Raw genomic sequence first — 15,162 nt, 5'->3', positions numbered from 1 at the left:
GCCACGCGCCTGCGGGCGGCTTTGTATTGTCGGAGATAAACAATGTCTGCATTAAGTAACACCCGGGCACACTGGAGCGGCGTCCTGGCGATGACGCTCTGCGTATTTGTGCTCATTGCCTCAGAATTTATGCCGGTCAGCCTGTTAACGCCCATCGCTGGCGATTTAGGCGTCACCGAAGGATTAGCCGGTCAGGGCATTGCCATTTCAGGCGCGCTGGCGGTGCTGACCAGCCTGACCATTTCTCGCCTTGCGGGAGCACGGGATCGAAAATACCTTCTGTTAGCGCTCACGGCGCTGATGGCGGTCTCGGGAATGATGATTGCCCTGGCGTCCAGCTATCCAGTTTATATGCTGGGCAGGGCGCTCATTGGGATCGTCATCGGCGGCTTCTGGTCTATGTCGGCCGCAACGGCCATTCGCCTGGTGCCGCAACGCCAGGTCCCCCGCGCATTGGCCATCTTTAACGGCGGCAACGCGCTGGCCACCGTTGTGGCAGCGCCGCTGGGCAGCTACCTGGGGGCCACCGTCGGCTGGCGCGGCGCCTTTTTATGTCTCGTCCCGCTGGCGATGGTGGCTTTCGTCTGGCAATGCGTTAGCCTGCCGTCGATGAAAAGCCAGCGCGCACCACAGCCGCAGGGAACCGTGCTGGGTTTGTTCCGCCGCTCGACGGTATTCCTTGGATTGCTGGCCTGCGGGCTGTTTTTTATGGGGCAGTTTACCTTATTTACCTATGTGCGACCGTTTCTGGAGACCGTGACCCGAGTCAGTTCCTCTGGTCTGTCCCTGATATTGCTGGCAATGGGTACCGCCGGTTTTGTCGGCACGCTGCTTATTTCGAGCGCGCTGAACGCCCGGTTTTATCCGACGCTGGTGGCTATCCCTTTGGTCATGGCCGCGATTGCCGGAACGCTTCTGCTGGCCGGACACCACCCGGGATCAGTCGCCGTACTGTTAAGCCTGTGGGGCCTGCTGGCGACGGCCGCACCCACCGGCTGGTGGACGTGGATTGCGCGGACGCTGCCCGAGGATGCGGAGGCGGGCGGTGGTCTGATGGTCGCCGTGATCCAGCTATCGATTGCCCTCGGGTCAACGGCAGGCGGCCTGGTGTTTGGTAGTCTGGGATGGCGCAGCAATTTTGCACTGAGCGGTCTGTTACTGCTGGCGGCGGCAGGGGCGACTTTTCTGCTCTCTGCCAAAATCAGCTCATCTCAGCGCACGCCGATTAATGAGCTGGATGCATAAGTCAAATCACAAATGACAGGGTAATCACGGCGACGTTTATGGCCTACCATGATGGTTAAACAAGATGAGGGCTGACCATGGAATATTGCGTATTAAGTAACAACCGTAAAATGCCGATGCTGGGTTTTGGCGTTTTTAAGGTGACCGATAAAGCAGAGTGTAAGCGGTCGGTGCTGAACGCCATTCGCACCGGCTACCGCCTCATCGATACCGCCGCCGTCTACGATAATGAAGATGCGGTGGGGGAGGCCGTTCGCGAAGCCATCGCCGAAGGTCTGTGTACCCGCGAGGCGCTGTTTATTACCTCCAAACTGTGGGTTCAGGACATGGCCAACGCCGGGATGGCGAAAGCCGGGATTGCCGCGTCCTTAAAAAAATCCGGGCTGGAATACTTCGATCTTTATCTGTTGCATCAGGCGATGGGCGATTATTTCAGCGCCTGGCGCGTGCTGGAGGAGGCTTATGAAGCCGGTACCCTCAAAGCGATCGGCGTGTCCAACTTCTACGCCCATGTGTTAGCTAACTTCTGCGAAACCGTCAGAATCAGGCCGATGGTGAATCAGGTCGAACTGCATCCTTATTTCGCCCAGCCGGCGGCGCTGGAAACCATGAAGCACTATCACGTTCAGCCGGAAGCCTGGGCGCCGTTAGGCGGTGGCAGACATAATCCGTATGAAGAGGCCATGCTGCAGGAGATTGCCGATGCCCACCAAAAAACCGTTGCTCAGGTGGTCCTGCGCTGGAACGTGCAGCGTGGCGTCACGGTCATTCCTAAATCCACCCGCCAGGAGCGTATTGAAGAGAACTTTGCCATCTGGGATTTCTCGCTCACCGCGCGCGAAATGGCGCAAATTAGCGATCTGGATTTAGGTTACGTTGGCGAAGCAGTGAAACACTTTAACCCTGAATTCGTTCGCGGCTGTCTGGGGGTGAAAATCCACGACTGATCGTGGCTCAGCGTGAAGCCTGCTTCATTTAGCTGCCTGCGCCGCGGCGACGGGTTCGGTATGCTGGTTAGCGCCCACGCGTGTGCCGCGACGGTTGGCGATGCGGTAGTCGAGCGTCACGGGCTGCGGGCCGGCGGGGGTGACGGTCAGCTCCCTGATCATCTGGCCGGCGTCCGGCGGCAGGGTCAGCGTGGTTTCCCCCTGAGCGAGCATCTGGCCATTTTGCCTGACCCGCCAGGTCAGGCGACAATCCTCGCAGGCCGTCCAGGTATCGTTAATCGCCCACAGGCGCACCATCGCCGGGCTACCCTGACGCCATCTGGCGGTCACCGGCTCGATGGATTGTACGATGCGGGAGGTATCTTCCGCCAGCGCATCGCCCACCCGCTGCGTCAGGGTCTGGTTTAAGGTTTTACGCCAGTCGGGGAAGCGTTTCTCCATCCACGGCGAGTTCCACGGCGGCTCGTTGTGACCGCCCCAGACAATAATCGCCGGCGAATTGCCGAACTGGTCCATCATCGCCCGGGTCTGGCGCACCGCGTTATCGGCAAAGGCGACGCTGTCATCATAACCCCACTGCAGCGGGATATCCTGCCAGATCATCAGCCCCATCTCATCGGCCACCTCATACAGCGCGCGGCCCGCCACGTGGCCATGAACGCGGATGGCGTTGGCGTTCATGGCCGTGACTAGCCTGAAATCCCGGCGATATTTTTTCCGCGTCATGGTGCTCAGCCACGGCGAGCCAATATAGTTGCTGCCCTTGATGAACAGCCGTTTGTCATTGATGCGCCAGCCCTGATTGTCCGCCAGCGCTTCCACCTTACGTAATCCGGTGCGGGTGACGGCGGTATCCATGATCCCCCGGTTATCCGCGAGGGTGGCGCGCACCCGGTAGAGGTTAGGTTTGCCAGCACCCACGGGCCACCAGAGCTTTGCCGAGGGCATGGGCAGCGAGACGCGCAGGACGCCTGCGGTGTTCTCCAGGGTGACCGCGAAGGCCTGTTGAAAACGCGGGCCGGAAAAATTGTCCGGGGTGGCCGTCAGGCGCAGCGTGACGGGGCCGGTGGTCACGGCGCGATAGCGGATTTCGGCACGCAGAATGGGGTGCTCCAGCCCCTGTCGCCAGTCCGGGCGCAGGATCACCTCGTCGAGGGTGACGCCGCGGCTCAGATGGAGCTTCACCGGCGCCCAGATCCCCCCGGAATTGGCATCCTGCCCCTGAACCGACCAGGCGCCGCCCGGGCGGGTATCGTGCTGGTTCAGGATCCCTTTCATCAGCGTTTTGTGCAGCGGCCAGATCGTTTGCGGGTCTTCATAGGGGCTGTCGACCCGCACGGCGAGCTGATTATGGCGGCGAACGACCCCGCTGATGTCCACCGGGAAGCGCTGAAAATACCCTTCGTGCCGGGCCAGCGTCTTGCCGTTGAGCGCCACCTCGGCAAAGTAATCGACGCCGTCAAACACCAGGGTGGCCATGACGTCCGGCGTCAGGCCATGCAGGGTAAACTGATGGCGATACCACAGGGCGCCCTGATGATCGTATCCGGCGCTGTACCAGTTTGCCGGTACCCGCAGCGTGCGCCAGTCGCCGTCCGAAGCCTGCGCGCCGTCGAAGGCGCTGTCGTTGGCGTCATGCACCCGCCATTGTCCGGCCAGTGACCAGGTCACCGGCGCTGAGCCGGCGTGCGCCAGCGGCAGGCAAACCACCAGCAGCAGAAGACGTCTAGCGATCACGGGGAGCCTCCTGCATTCTGCGCCGCAGCCACAGGTGGCAGCCCGCGATCGCCTCGGCCAGCGTGTCTTGCAGGTCGCCCGGCACGCTCTGGTCGGGCGAGGCTGCCTGGGTCTCCAGTTGCTGGAGCACCCCGGAAAGGCGCTGAAAGCCAAGGGTGGCCGCCTCGCCGCGCAGTTTGTGGGCGGCGCGACGCCACGTCTCCCGGTCATTAGCGTTAATGGCGTGGGTAAGGGCGGCGGCGGCAGCGTCAAGCCCAGCAGCGAAGAGCCCCAGCAGCTCCTCGACCAGCTCAGGATCGTCGGCGCACTGTTTCAGCAGGCGGGCCTCGTCCGGCAGGCCTTCCTCTTCCTCCGGACCGCTATCTTCCGCTGCGCCGACGCGGGCGATGGCCTCCCGTAGCGCCTCCTGGCTCGCCGGTTTGGCGATATAGCCGTCGAAGCCCATCGCCAGACAGCGCTCTCTATCGCCCTGCATCGCGTGGGCGGTCATAGCCATCGCGGGCTGGTGCTCCCGGCCGAGCACCTGCGTCTCTTCGCGCAGCAGGCGGATGGCGGTTTCACCGTCCATCTCCGGCATTTGCAGATCGATCAGCAGGAGATCCCAGCAGTCGGCGCGCCAGCGCTCCAGCGCCTCCCGGCCGTTGTTCACCACCTCGCAGCGGTGGCCAAGCTGTTCCAGCAGCCGTCTGGCGACCTTCTGATTAACCAGATTGTCCTCGGCCAGCAGGATATGCAGCCCGGCCTGCTCCCCGACCGGTTCCGCAACGGGGGCTGGCGCTGTCGCCACCACCGGCGTGGGAACCAGAATGCCGGCGATAACCTGATGCAGTTCGCGCTGCGCCACCGGTTTATGCAGATAGTGAGCAATGCCGATGCGCTTGAGCATATTGGCGTCAAAATGGCGGCTCATGGAGCTGAGCATAATAATCTGGCTTTGCCGGGCCTCGGGCAGGGCGGAAAGCTCCAGCGCCAGGGATACGCCGTCCATATCCGGCATCTGCGCGTCCAGCAGGATCAGCGGCCAGGGCGGCCCTTCGGCGGCCCGGCGTAGCGCCTCGCCGGCGTTGTCCACGCAGCTTGGCATCAGCCCCATCTGGCGAAGCATGGCGTCGAGCAGGCGCAGGTTGGTGCTGTTGTCGTCAACCACCAGCACCCGCTGGTGGTTAAAATGGCCCAGCGGGGCGCTGTCGGCGGCGGCGTGAAGCGCTGCCAGCGGCAGGGTGAAGGCAAATTCGCTGCCCGCCCCGGGCTGGCTCTCCACCGTCAGCTCGCCGCCCATCAGGCTGACCAGGCGGGCCGAAATGGTTAACCCCAGACCGGTGCCGCCGTAGCGGCGGGTGGTGGAGCTATCGGCCTGGCTGAAAGCCTCGAAGATCGCCTTTTGCTTCTCCGCGGCGATGCCGATGCCGGTATCGCGAATGCGAAAGCGCCAGCGGTTTTCGTCGCCGGCCGGCGCTATCGCCAGCAGAACCTCCCCCTGATGCGTGAACTTCAGCGCATTACCCAACAGGTTGGTCAGGATTTGCCGCAACCGGGGGCCATCGACGATCAGCACCTCGGGCACCGCTGGGGAGATATCCACCAGCAGCTCAATGCCCTTTTCGCTGGCGGCAGGCATATGCGGGCGGATCAGCGACTGAACAAAGGGGCGGATCTCCAGCGGCTCTTCGTCCACCTGCATCTTGCCCGACTCAATGCGTGAGAAATCAAGAATGTCGTTAATAATGTGCAGCAGCGACTGGGCTGAGCTCATCACCAGCGAAAGGTACTCCCGCTGCTCCGCGGTCAGCGGCGTGTCGAGGCAGAGCTGCGTCATGCCGAGAATGCCGTTCATCGGGGTGCGGATTTCGTGGCTCATATTGGCGAGGAAGGCGCTTTTCGCTTCGTTCGCCTCGCGGGCTTCCTTCGCCGCCTCAATGGCCAGCAGCTCTGCGACTTTGCGCCGGGTAATATCCTGCAAGGTGCCGATCACCCGCTCTGCCTGCTGCTGCATATTGAGGGTGACGATCTGCCCCGAGAGCAGCATCCAGCGCCAGCCCTGCGTGGGGTGCTGGACGCGAAGCTCACATTCAAAAACCGGCATATGCTCGTTTTGCGAGGCGATCATCGCCTGTTGCAGGGTGGCGCGATCGTCCTCGTGGACCAGATTGAGCATAAAACGCAGTGGAAAGCGCCACTGCGCCCGTGACTGGCCGACCATCGCCAGCAGAGTGTCATTGACCTGCAGGCTGTCGCCGGAGACCTGCCAGTCCCAGATGCCGATCTGGATCGACTCCGCGGTGAATAAAAAGTCGTCGTGAAGCTGGTGACGCGAGCGTCGGGCCTCGTCAAGCTCGGTGATGTCGGTATGCAGGCTGACAATCCCGCCATCCGCCAGCCGCTGATGCTGAACGTAAATCCGGCGGTTGCCCGACTGACGGACCTCGCAGTGGTTCGTCTGGCGGCAGTTGCGGATTATCGCCTCGCGCAGCGTCTGTTGCCGGCCTGGGTCGATGTTATATCCGGCATCGATAAACTTCTCCGCCAGGCTCTCAAGAGAAGCGCCGACGGCGAGCCAGGGCGCGATCGTTGGATAAAACAGCGCCACCTTATCATTCCAGGCCTGCAGTCGTTCACGCTCATCGTAGATCATCACCGCCGAGGGCAGGAGGTTGAGGTCGGTACGGTTAGCGGCATGCATGATTACTGGCCAGCGGTTTGATAGTGCAGCTCAGCCTGGCGGCGCAGATACTCAAGCCCAGGGGCGATTGCCATTGCCCATGCGGTGAGGATCTCCTCATCGCACAGCGGATCGCTGGCGCGGACGGTTTTGAGCATCGCTTCCCGCCAGAGGGCAAAAAAACGCGGCGGCAGACGCAGGCCTTCCTCGCTCTGCGCCCGCGCCAGCCGTTCCAGGAAATCGGGTACAAAGAGGTCGCCGTTGACCGCCAGCATGGCGAAAAAGCTTTTAAAGATCATCTGCTGGCCCTCTTCGCCGGAGCGTTGTGAGAAGTGCTGCTCGGTTTCCGCAGACATATGGATAAAAGTAGTGTAGAAGGCCTCGAAGAAGCGCTGTTTGTCGTGCTCCGGTACGACGCGATTCAGGCTGGCTTCAAAGAGATCGCGATAAAACTTCATGGTGCGCTCCTCATGACCCGTTCGCCCGGCAGGCAGCGGCGGGGCGGGTTAGGATCCACAGGCGACACGCGCTGGCCATGCATGAGTTTTCCCCTTACAGGATTTCCTCGTTGCTATTCTGCGGTAAAGCGGGCCGCCGCTCACCCATCTTTATCCAGCATCAGCCACACGATACTTTTGTTGACCAGCCATTTATCACAGGTTTGTCGCTAAAGTCGATTGGCGTTGCCGTCAGGTTGGAGTATAGCCTGGTTGACAACCCCATTGCTGATGAGCAAGCCAACCCGCTACTGACTAAACTGATAGCGTACAGCGGCAAGTTTCGTGAAGGCACGATCAGCCTTATCTGGTTCTTGCCGATTTAGGAGGCGCGATGTCGGCACAGCACGTCCTGATTGTTGAAGATTCGCTGGTTTATCGTCGGCTGCTAAGCCGGATGTTGACGCAGTGGGGCTATATCGTCAGTGAGGCGGAAAACGGCGTCGCCGCGCTGGCGATCCTCGAAAACCAGCCCGTCAGCCTGGTGATAAGCGACTGGGAGATGCCAGAGATGAATGGCCTGACGCTGTGCCGGGAAGTTCGCCGTCGCCAGTTTGGTCACTACGTTTATCTGATATTGCTTACCGCCCGCGAAGACCCTGGCGATTTAACGCAGGGGTTTGAGGCCGGGGCCGATGATTTTCTCAGCAAACCGGTAGAGCAGAGCGAACTGCGGGCGCGGCTGCACGCCGGGTCGCGGATCCTCTCCCTTGAGGCTGACCTCGCCGCGCGCAATGCGCGGCTGAGCGAAGCGCTGCGACAGATTGAACAGGATCTGGAGCTGGCGGCGCGCATTCAGCAGTCGGTTCTCCCGGCTCATCAGCTGCGTCATCAGGGATTTTTCTCCGACTGGATTTTCCTGCCCTCGGCCTGGGTGTCGGGAGATATTTTTAACGTCTTCCCGTTGGGCGATCGGCTCGGATTTTACTGCGTGGATGTCTCCGGGCACGGTGTGGGGGCGGCGATGATGTCGCTCGCCGTCGCCCGCCAGTTTCTGCATGGCAGGGCCGTTGAGCGCTTTCTTTTTACGGCAGACAACCAGCCGGCGTCGCCTGCCGAGGTGGTGGCGATCCTTAATGGTCGTTTTTGCAGTGACGAAACAGAGATTGTCAGCTATTTCACCCTGATCTATGGCGTCATTGACCTGAAGACCGGCGCGGGCAAACTCTGTCAGGCCGGGCATCCCACGCCTTTTATCGTGAGCCCGGACGCAGCTGTCCGTCCGGTCGGCAGCGGCGGGGCGCCGGTGGGGTTGATAGACCATCTCTCGTGGGCAGATGTCAGTTTCTCACTGGCGCCGGGAGAGCGGCTGTGCCTGTTCAGCGACGGCATCACCGAATGTGAAAACCGGAGCGGTGAACAGTTTGGCGAGGCGCGTTTACAAGCATGGCTGCAGGACAGCGTGACGCAGCCGCTGCCCGCGCTGCTGCCGGGGTTTGCCCGGCACCTGATCCGCTGGCGCAGTGGCGACGGGCAGGAGACTCAGGCGATGGCCGATGATGTTTCACTCTTGATTATTGAACGAACAGGGGACAGTGATGAAAATTGAAACCGAACGGCAGGCCTCGGTGACGATCCTGACGCCGGCGGTGCGTCGGCTGGATGCGTCCGTCGCGGTAGCCTTTAAAGCGGCAATCGCCCAAGAGATAGGCGAAGATCGCACCGATCTGATTGTTGATTTCAGTAAAATCGATTTTATCGACAGCAGCGGTTTGGGAACGCTGGTTTCGCTGATGAAAATGATGAATGGTAAAGGAGAAATGACACTGTGCGCGCTGAACCCCGGCATCCGCAATATGTTTACCCTGACCAGGATGGATCGTATTTTTCGTATTTGCGAGGATCGCACTTCAGCCCTTGCGCAGTTCAATCCGTGATGCGCCCGTGAATAACGTCATGCTGTTTCCTGCCCAACTCAGCTCGCTTTCACCGCTGGCGGCGTGGCTGACTCAACAATTGGCGCCGCTGCCCGTCGGGGAGGAGTGGCGCTTCGCGCTCGATCTTGCCGCCTGTGAGACGGCCACCAATATCATTCGCTATGCGCTGCATGAGGATCGGCAACGCGTTTTTCGTGTCGAATTTATCGCGGCGGAGGACCGGGTGACGCTGCGCTTTATTGATGCAGGAGAGGGCTTTCCGGCCGAGCGCCTGACGCTGGCGCGTAGCGATGAGCGCTTCGATGTCGATCCGTTAGCGGAAAGCGGCCGAGGTTTGCGGCTCATTCTGCGCGCGGTGGACTATTTTAATGTGGAAAGCCGCGCCGGGGAGAATGTGACGACCCTGATAAAAGCGTTGCCGGATGCCGGCCTTCGCCATTCCACCGACGGTGCGTCAGGTGAAGGACCAGATGTTGCCCCCAGGTGAATCACCGGGGGGATTTTCCCGCCCGCGTTCACCAGCTTCATCGTCTTATGGCTGTGCCTGAGCGGTGGACAGCGCGCCCAGGTGATAAGGGCGAATAGTATCTAAGGTCATCATGGCCGATTTGCAGAAAATGCATTTCGCACCAAAGGGATTTTTTTCCGTCACGTCAAACTGGGACGTTCTGTACTGGGAGCCATGGCAGCATGGGCATCTAAAATGGATATGTTCAATCATAATGTAAACCTTGTATGGGTAATGTTCTGTTGAAAAGACAATGGTCGTTTTCAGGGAAATTAACGCGGCTGATTTTTGTTAGTGGTAAGCCGGGTATTGGGTCAGACGGAGGGCTTTTTTAACGAGCCAACAGGGATCTGACAGGGCCTGTTTACAGAAAAAGCAAAATACTAACGGGACTGCTCAAAGGAAGGTGGTATCAGGGATAACGCCTGGAGATGAGAACACGTGCTTCGATAATAATTTTTCGTCTGGTAAATCGACTTAATGATTAACGCACGAGCCGCAAATAATAGCAAACGTTATTTTAGCCTTCCGGATGCCTGCTGCGCCAGGGGCGCCTTCATCAGCGCCGTCACCCAGTCGATAAATACCTGTACCCGGGCAGAGAGCTGCCGGCTGCTGGGATAGAGCAGGGAGAGCGGCAGCGGCGCAGGGCGAAAATCAGCCAGCACCTCCGTTAACCCACCGGATGCCAGATCGGCCTCAAGGCGGGACAAGGGTGCCTGATACAGGCCAAAGCCCAGCCTGGCCGCTTCGGCGCCGACGTCGGCATCGGAAGTCAGCAGCCGACAGGGCAAACTGACCTCGGTCTGGCGGCCATCCAGGGTAAAACTGAGCGGCAAGGTACGGTGCGTGCGCGATGAAACAAAACCGATCGTCACGTGTCCCGCCAGCTCGTCAATCGTATGCGGGGTACCGTACCGGGCGAGGTAGGCCGGGCTGGCGCAGGTGATCTCCTGCAGCATGGCGAGCGGCCGGCAAATCATCTCGCTATCGGGAAGATGGCCGCCGCGAATGACGCAATCTACCCCTTCGCGGACCAGATCGACGTCGCGCTCGCTTTCGCCTACCTGCAAGGTAATGGCCGGATAGCGGGCGAGAAACTGCGGTAGCGCGGGCAGCAGCAGGGTTCGCGCCAGATTGCCCGCCACGTCCACCCGAAGGGTGCCGGAGATGCTCCCTCCGGCGCTGCGGTTGGCCTCCTCCAGGGCCGCCAGGATGGAGACGCAGCGCTGATAATACAGCGACCCCTCCGCCGTCGGCTGCACGTGCCGGGTGGTGCGCTGCAGCAGGCGCGCCCCAAGGCTGGCCTCCAGCGCCTTAATGGCCGCGGTCGCCACCGGCCGGGAAAAACCCAGATCCGCGGCGGCAGCGCTGAACGAACCCCGTTCGACGATACGCACGAACAGGGTCAGGGTATCCAGTTTATCCATGACATTGTTCCAGCTGGCAAAACAATCCTGTCGCACCATGCGGTCTTATCGTCGGCATTCAGAGGCCTATAATCGCTCATGTTTTCAGCAGAGATAAAAGGGGAAAACATGAACAATAGCGCAAAAATCGCCCTGGTGACAGGCGGCAGCCGTGGCCTGGGCCGCGCGACCGTTGAAGCGCTGGCTCAGCGCGGCGTGAATGTGGTATTGACCTACAACGCGCATTTCGCCGAGGCGACCGATGTGGTCGCGTGGGTTGAAGACCAGGGCTCGCGGGCGATCGCGCTGCCCTTCAGCGCCGGCGAAACCGACACCTTTGACGGGTTTGTCAGCACCTTTCAGGCGGCGCTGGCGGAGCTGGGGGCCGATCGGTTTCATTACCTGGTCAATAATGCCGGCAATGCCAGCGGCATGGGGTTTCTGAACGCTACCGAAGCGGAGCTCGATGCGCTTTATCGCATCCATGTGAAGGGTGTTTTTTTCCTCAGCCAAAAATTATTGCCGCTGCTGGCCGATGGCGGGCGAATTGTGAATATCTCGTCCGGACTGACCCGTATCGTGATGGCGAATCGGGCGCCCTATGCAGTCATGAAGTCTGCGGTGGAAACCCTGACCCGTTATATGGCGTTTGAGCTGGGCGGCCGCGGGATCACGGTGAACTGCGTGGCGCCGGGCGCCATCGCCACGGATTTCAGCGGCGGGGTGGTGCGGGATAACCCGCAGGTCGCTCAGGCGGTGGCGAACATGACGGCGCTTGGCCGACCGGGGGTGCCAGAGGATATCGGGCCGATGATCGCCTCGCTGTTATCCGATGATCATCGCTGGGTTAATGCCCAGCGCATTGAAGTTTCCGGGGGAATGCGCATCTGAGGCGAGGAGACAAGCCGGCCAGCGTTTCGCTGAGCTGAATCAGGTTTGGCGGCAGCGGAAACGGCCGTTCGAAAACCGCCGGGCCGGTAACAAAGAGAGCGCCAGCGCGGCGATAGTCGTTCACTTAGTCAGAGAAAATGCGTTACTCCGCCAGCAGGGCGGCGAATTTCGCCAGCCACTGCGGGTGCGCCGGCCAGGCGGGGGCGGTGACCAGATTGCCGTCAACATGCGCCTGATCGATACCGATATCGGCATAATGCCCGCCGCTCAGGCGCACCTCCGGGGCGCAGGCCGGATAGGCGCTGCAGGTCCGCCCCTGCAGAATCCCGGCGGCGGCCAGCAGCTGTGGCCCGTGGCAGACGGCGGCGATAGGTTTACGCGCGGCGTCGAACGCCTGGACCAGTTTAATGACCTGTTCGTTCAGACGCAGATACTCTGGCGCGCGGCCGCCGGGGATCAGTAGCGCGTCGTAATCCTCAGCCTTCACCGCGGCAAAATCGGCGTTCAGAGTGAAGCGGTGCCCCGGCTTTTCGCTGTAGGTCTGGGCTCCGTCAAAATCATGGATCGCCGTCATCACATAGTCGCCGGCGGCTTTATCCGGGCAGACGGCATCGACCTGGTGGCCAATCATCTGCAGTGCCTGAAAAGGGACCATCGTTTCGTAATCTTCGGCGTAATCGCCGACCAGCATCAGGATCTTCTTGCTCATTATTTTTACTCGTTGTGGGAGAAAGGTGTCATAGATATAGCCTGGCGATCCGCAGAATGCGACCTCCTCAGGATGCCGATGACGGTGGCGTGCGCATCTTGTAACCGGGTTCATATTTTTTTGGTAACGACAACTTTTTTCGCCATCGCGCTGTGGTCAGTCGCCCAGAAAATAGGCTCTTCAGCCACTGACGACTGTCTGCGGAGGAACATATCGCTGGGTCCGCGGTCATTCCTCGCTACGTTCGCTGGCCGGTTAGCGCAAACCAGTTGCTGAGAAAAAGGTTGCTCTTGAATGTTTTGCCGAGCGGGTGACGATAAATTGCGTTGCGAGGGGATGATTTAATTCCAGGTGCTGTTATCGCTATGTTTATTCTTATATTTCTCTTTGGGGTGTAATTTATTTTTATGATTGTTTTAGGTTTTGTATTTATTTATTAAATATTTATTTTGGCGCTAAGAGAAAATGAAATCATTCACCTTGTGAGTATATTCAATAAATCTTCTTGTTAAGTTGATCGATAATCTATTTCTGTTTTATTATCCTCAGGTTTTTACCGTCAACTCTTCAATAATTATTCCCTGAGGAAAGGAACTGCTATGGCTGATACGTTCCAGAATGAAGTGCCTAAGGCTCGCATTAATCTCAAATTATCTCTCCACACCGGCGGCGTGCAAAAAAAGGTTGAGCTGCCATTAAAGCTACTTACCATTGGCGATTTTAGTCACGGTAAAGAAAACCGGCCATTATCGGAAAGAGAAAAAATTAACGTCAATAAAAATAACTTTAACAGCGTACTTTCGGAATTTAGCCCGGAGGTGAATCTCTCGGTACCGAATACGCTGGCTGGCAATGGCGAAGAGGAGAACGTCAGGCTGCGTTTTACCGATATCAACGATTTTGAACCGGAGCAGATTGCCCGGCAAATTCCGCAACTCCGCGCCATGCTGGCGATGCGTAATTTATTACGCGATCTCAAATCCAATCTGCTTGATAACGCCACTTTCAGAAAAGAGCTTGAGGCAATTCTGAAAGATCCGGCGCTGTCACAGGAATTACGCGACGAAATGAGTGCGCTTGCTCCGAAATAATGGCGGGGCAAGTCTGTTAATGGAATAACCGGGAAAATGCTAATGTCTGTTACCACAGAAAACAGCCCTGCTCAGGGGCAAACCGCGCTGCAGGAAAACACGGCGAGCGAGGGCGTTTACGCGTCGCTGTTTGAAAAAATCAATCTCGCCCCGGCCTCTCGCCTCGGGGATATCAACGACTTTCTGGACGATGCCGCGCTCTCCGAGGCGCCGGCGGCGGAGCGTCTGACCGCGGCGATGCAGGTGTTTATGGAGCGCATCCGCCAGTCCGGCCAGCGGGTGGAAAAGCTCGATAAAACGCTGATTGACCACCATATCGCTGAACTGGATTTCCAGATAAGCCGCCAGCTGGACGCAGTGATGCACCATCCGGAGTTTCAGCAGGTCGAATCCCTGTGGCGCGGCCTCAAACAGCTGGTGGACAACACCGACTACCGCCAGAACGTGAAAACGGAGATCCTCGACGTCTCAAAGGACGATCTGCGTCAGGACTTTGAGGATGCGCCGGAGCTGATTCAGAGCGGCCTTTACTGGCACACCTACACCGCGGAGTACGACACCCCCGGCGGCGAGCCGATCGGCTCGCTGATCTCGGCCTATGAGTTCGACGCCAGCGCGCAGGACGTGGCGCTGTTGCGCAATATCTCCCGGGTTTCCGCAGCCGCCCACATGCCGTTTATCGGCGCTGTCGGCCCGGCTTTCTTCCTGAAAGAGACCATGGAAGAGGTCGCCGCCATCAAAGATATCGGTAACTACTTCGAACGTGCGGAATATATTCGCTGGAAAGCGTTTCGGGAAACCGACGACGCCCGCTACATCGGCCTGGTCATGCCGCGCGTGCTGGGTCGTCTGCCGTATGGTCCGGACACCGTGCCGGTGCGCAGCTTCAACTATGTCGAGCAGGTGAAGGGGCCGGACCACGAAAAGTATCTCTGGACCAGCGCGGCGTTCTCTTTCGCCTCCAATATGGTGAAGAGCTTTGTCAATAACGGCTGGTGCGTGCAGATCCGCGGCCCGCAGGCCGGCGGCGCGGTGAAAGATCTGCCCATCCATCTGTACGATCTGGGCACCGGCAATCAGGTGAAGATCCCTTCCGAGGTGATGATCCCGGAAACGCGGGAGTTTGAGTTCGCCAGCCTGGGCTTCATTCCACTGTCGTACTACAAAAATCGCGATTACGCCTGCTTCTTCTCGGCCAACTCCGCGCAAAAACCGGCGCTGTACGATACCGCCGACGCTACCGCCAACAGCCGCATCAACGCGCGTCTGCCTTATATCTTCCTGCTGTCGCGCATCGCGCACTACCTGAAGATGATCCAGCGCGAAAATATCGGCACCACCAAGGACCGGCGTCTGCTGGAGCTGGAGCTGAACACCTGGGTGCGGAGCCTGGTCACCGAAATGACCGATCCGGGCGACGAGCTGCAGGCCTCCCATCCGCTGCGCGATGCCAGCGTGGTGGTGGAAGATATCGAGGACAACCCGGGCTTCTTCCGCGTGAAGCTGTACGCCGTGCCGCATTTCCAGGTCGAGGGGCTGGACGTCAATCTGTCGCTGGTCAGCCAGATGCCGAAGGCGAAGGCGTAGGGTCG

15 protein-coding genes are annotated in these 15,162 nt (G+C 59.5%); 9 read left to right on the top strand and 6 right to left on the bottom strand.

Annotation, left to right across the window (positions count from 1 at the left end):
- Nucleotides 1-42 precede the first annotated feature (42 nt).
- Nucleotides 43-1,245, top strand: a complete 1,203-nt coding sequence (locus ACLH1U_RS09225; RefSeq protein WP_411299208.1) for an MFS transporter — start codon at nt 43-45, stop codon at nt 1,243-1,245.
- 77 nt (nt 1,246-1,322) lie between these two features.
- A complete protein-coding gene (locus ACLH1U_RS09220; RefSeq protein WP_032452576.1) occupies nt 1,323-2,192 on the top strand; it encodes an aldo/keto reductase in 870 nt (289 codons plus the stop codon).
- A 24-nt stretch (nt 2,193-2,216) separates the two neighbouring features.
- Here the strand turns inward: ACLH1U_RS09220 and ACLH1U_RS09215 are convergent, their stop codons facing one another.
- The 3 genes from ACLH1U_RS09215 to ACLH1U_RS09205 are packed head-to-tail and all read right to left on the bottom strand — an operon-like array spanning nt 2,217 to nt 7,046.
- Nucleotides 2,217-3,929: a glycosyl hydrolase 2 galactose-binding domain-containing protein gene (locus tag ACLH1U_RS09215; protein WP_411299207.1), complete on the bottom strand. Its 1,713-nt coding sequence runs from the start codon at nt 3,927-3,929 to the stop codon at nt 2,217-2,219.
- Nucleotides 3,919-6,609, bottom strand: a complete 2,691-nt coding sequence (locus ACLH1U_RS09210) for a response regulator (RefSeq protein WP_411299206.1) — start codon at nt 6,607-6,609, stop codon at nt 3,919-3,921. Before ACLH1U_RS09210 ends, ACLH1U_RS09215 begins: the two co-directional genes overlap by 11 nt.
- Before the next feature lie 2 nt (nt 6,610-6,611).
- Nucleotides 6,612-7,046, bottom strand: a complete 435-nt coding sequence (locus ACLH1U_RS09205) for a hypothetical protein (protein WP_023289374.1) — start codon at nt 7,044-7,046, stop codon at nt 6,612-6,614.
- Nucleotides 7,047-7,123: 77 nt separating this feature from the next.
- Between ACLH1U_RS09205 and ACLH1U_RS09200 the strand changes: the two genes are divergently transcribed.
- Genes ACLH1U_RS09200 through ACLH1U_RS09185 form a run of 4 tightly spaced genes read left to right on the top strand, consistent with a single transcriptional unit; the run spans nt 7,124 to nt 9,449 of the window.
- Nucleotides 7,124-7,411 carry a hypothetical protein gene (locus ACLH1U_RS09200; RefSeq protein ID WP_032452579.1) on the top strand — a complete coding sequence of 96 codons (288 nt, stop codon included), beginning with the start codon at nt 7,124-7,126 and terminating at the stop codon, nt 7,409-7,411.
- Nucleotides 7,412-7,419: 8 nt separating this feature from the next.
- Nucleotides 7,420-8,634, top strand: a complete 1,215-nt coding sequence (locus tag ACLH1U_RS09195; RefSeq protein WP_048334817.1) for a PP2C family protein-serine/threonine phosphatase — start codon at nt 7,420-7,422, stop codon at nt 8,632-8,634.
- Nucleotides 8,624-8,962 (top strand): STAS domain-containing protein, encoded by a 339-nt coding sequence (locus tag ACLH1U_RS09190; RefSeq protein WP_023289382.1) that lies wholly within the window; start codon nt 8,624-8,626, stop codon nt 8,960-8,962. Before ACLH1U_RS09195 ends, ACLH1U_RS09190 begins: the two co-directional genes overlap by 11 nt.
- 19 nt (nt 8,963-8,981) lie before the next feature.
- Entirely contained in the window at nt 8,982-9,449 is a 468-nt protein-coding gene (locus ACLH1U_RS09185; protein WP_071997528.1) for an ATP-binding protein, read from the top strand.
- Nucleotides 9,450-9,494: 45 nt separating this feature from the next.
- Here ACLH1U_RS09185 and ACLH1U_RS09180 read toward each other — a convergent pair whose 3' ends face one another.
- Both ACLH1U_RS09180 and ACLH1U_RS09175 read right to left on the bottom strand, forming a co-directional pair.
- The gene (locus tag ACLH1U_RS09180; RefSeq protein ID WP_023289384.1) at nt 9,495-9,683 is read right to left on the bottom strand and encodes a hypothetical protein; all 189 of its coding nucleotides are present in this window, start codon (nt 9,681-9,683) and stop codon (nt 9,495-9,497) included.
- 302 nt (nt 9,684-9,985) lie between these two features.
- Nucleotides 9,986-10,900 carry a LysR family transcriptional regulator gene (locus ACLH1U_RS09175; protein ID WP_065806141.1) on the bottom strand — a complete coding sequence of 305 codons (915 nt, stop codon included), beginning with the start codon at nt 10,898-10,900 and terminating at the stop codon, nt 9,986-9,988.
- Nucleotides 10,901-11,008: 108 nt separating this feature from the next.
- Between ACLH1U_RS09175 and ACLH1U_RS09170 the strand changes: the two genes are divergently transcribed.
- A complete protein-coding gene (locus ACLH1U_RS09170) occupies nt 11,009-11,770 on the top strand; it encodes an SDR family NAD(P)-dependent oxidoreductase (protein WP_065806140.1) in 762 nt (253 codons plus the stop codon).
- 142 nt (nt 11,771-11,912) lie between these two features.
- Here ACLH1U_RS09170 and ACLH1U_RS09165 read toward each other — a convergent pair whose 3' ends face one another.
- The gene (locus ACLH1U_RS09165; protein ID WP_023289387.1) at nt 11,913-12,479 is read right to left on the bottom strand and encodes a DJ-1/PfpI family protein; all 567 of its coding nucleotides are present in this window, start codon (nt 12,477-12,479) and stop codon (nt 11,913-11,915) included.
- 599 nt (nt 12,480-13,078) lie between these two features.
- On the opposite strand from ACLH1U_RS09165, the gene tssB reads away from it, so the two are divergent.
- Both tssB and tssC read left to right on the top strand, forming a co-directional pair.
- On the top strand, nt 13,079-13,570 hold the full coding sequence (tssB, locus tag ACLH1U_RS09160) for a type VI secretion system contractile sheath small subunit (RefSeq protein ID WP_023289388.1): 492 nt from the start codon (nt 13,079-13,081) through the stop codon (nt 13,568-13,570).
- A gap of 42 nt (nt 13,571-13,612) precedes the next feature.
- A complete protein-coding gene (gene tssC / locus ACLH1U_RS09155) occupies nt 13,613-15,157 on the top strand; it encodes a type VI secretion system contractile sheath large subunit (protein WP_102004000.1) in 1,545 nt (514 codons plus the stop codon).
- The last annotated feature ends 5 nt before the right edge of the window (nt 15,158-15,162 follow it).

The organism is Klebsiella sp. 1SOBk5mer, from assembly GCF_046603115.1.
GTDB lineage: Bacteria > Pseudomonadota > Gammaproteobacteria > Enterobacterales > Enterobacteriaceae > Klebsiella > Klebsiella quasipneumoniae.
The sequence above is the reverse complement of the archived record's forward strand: the minus strand, read 5'-3'. Positions and strand labels throughout refer to the sequence as shown.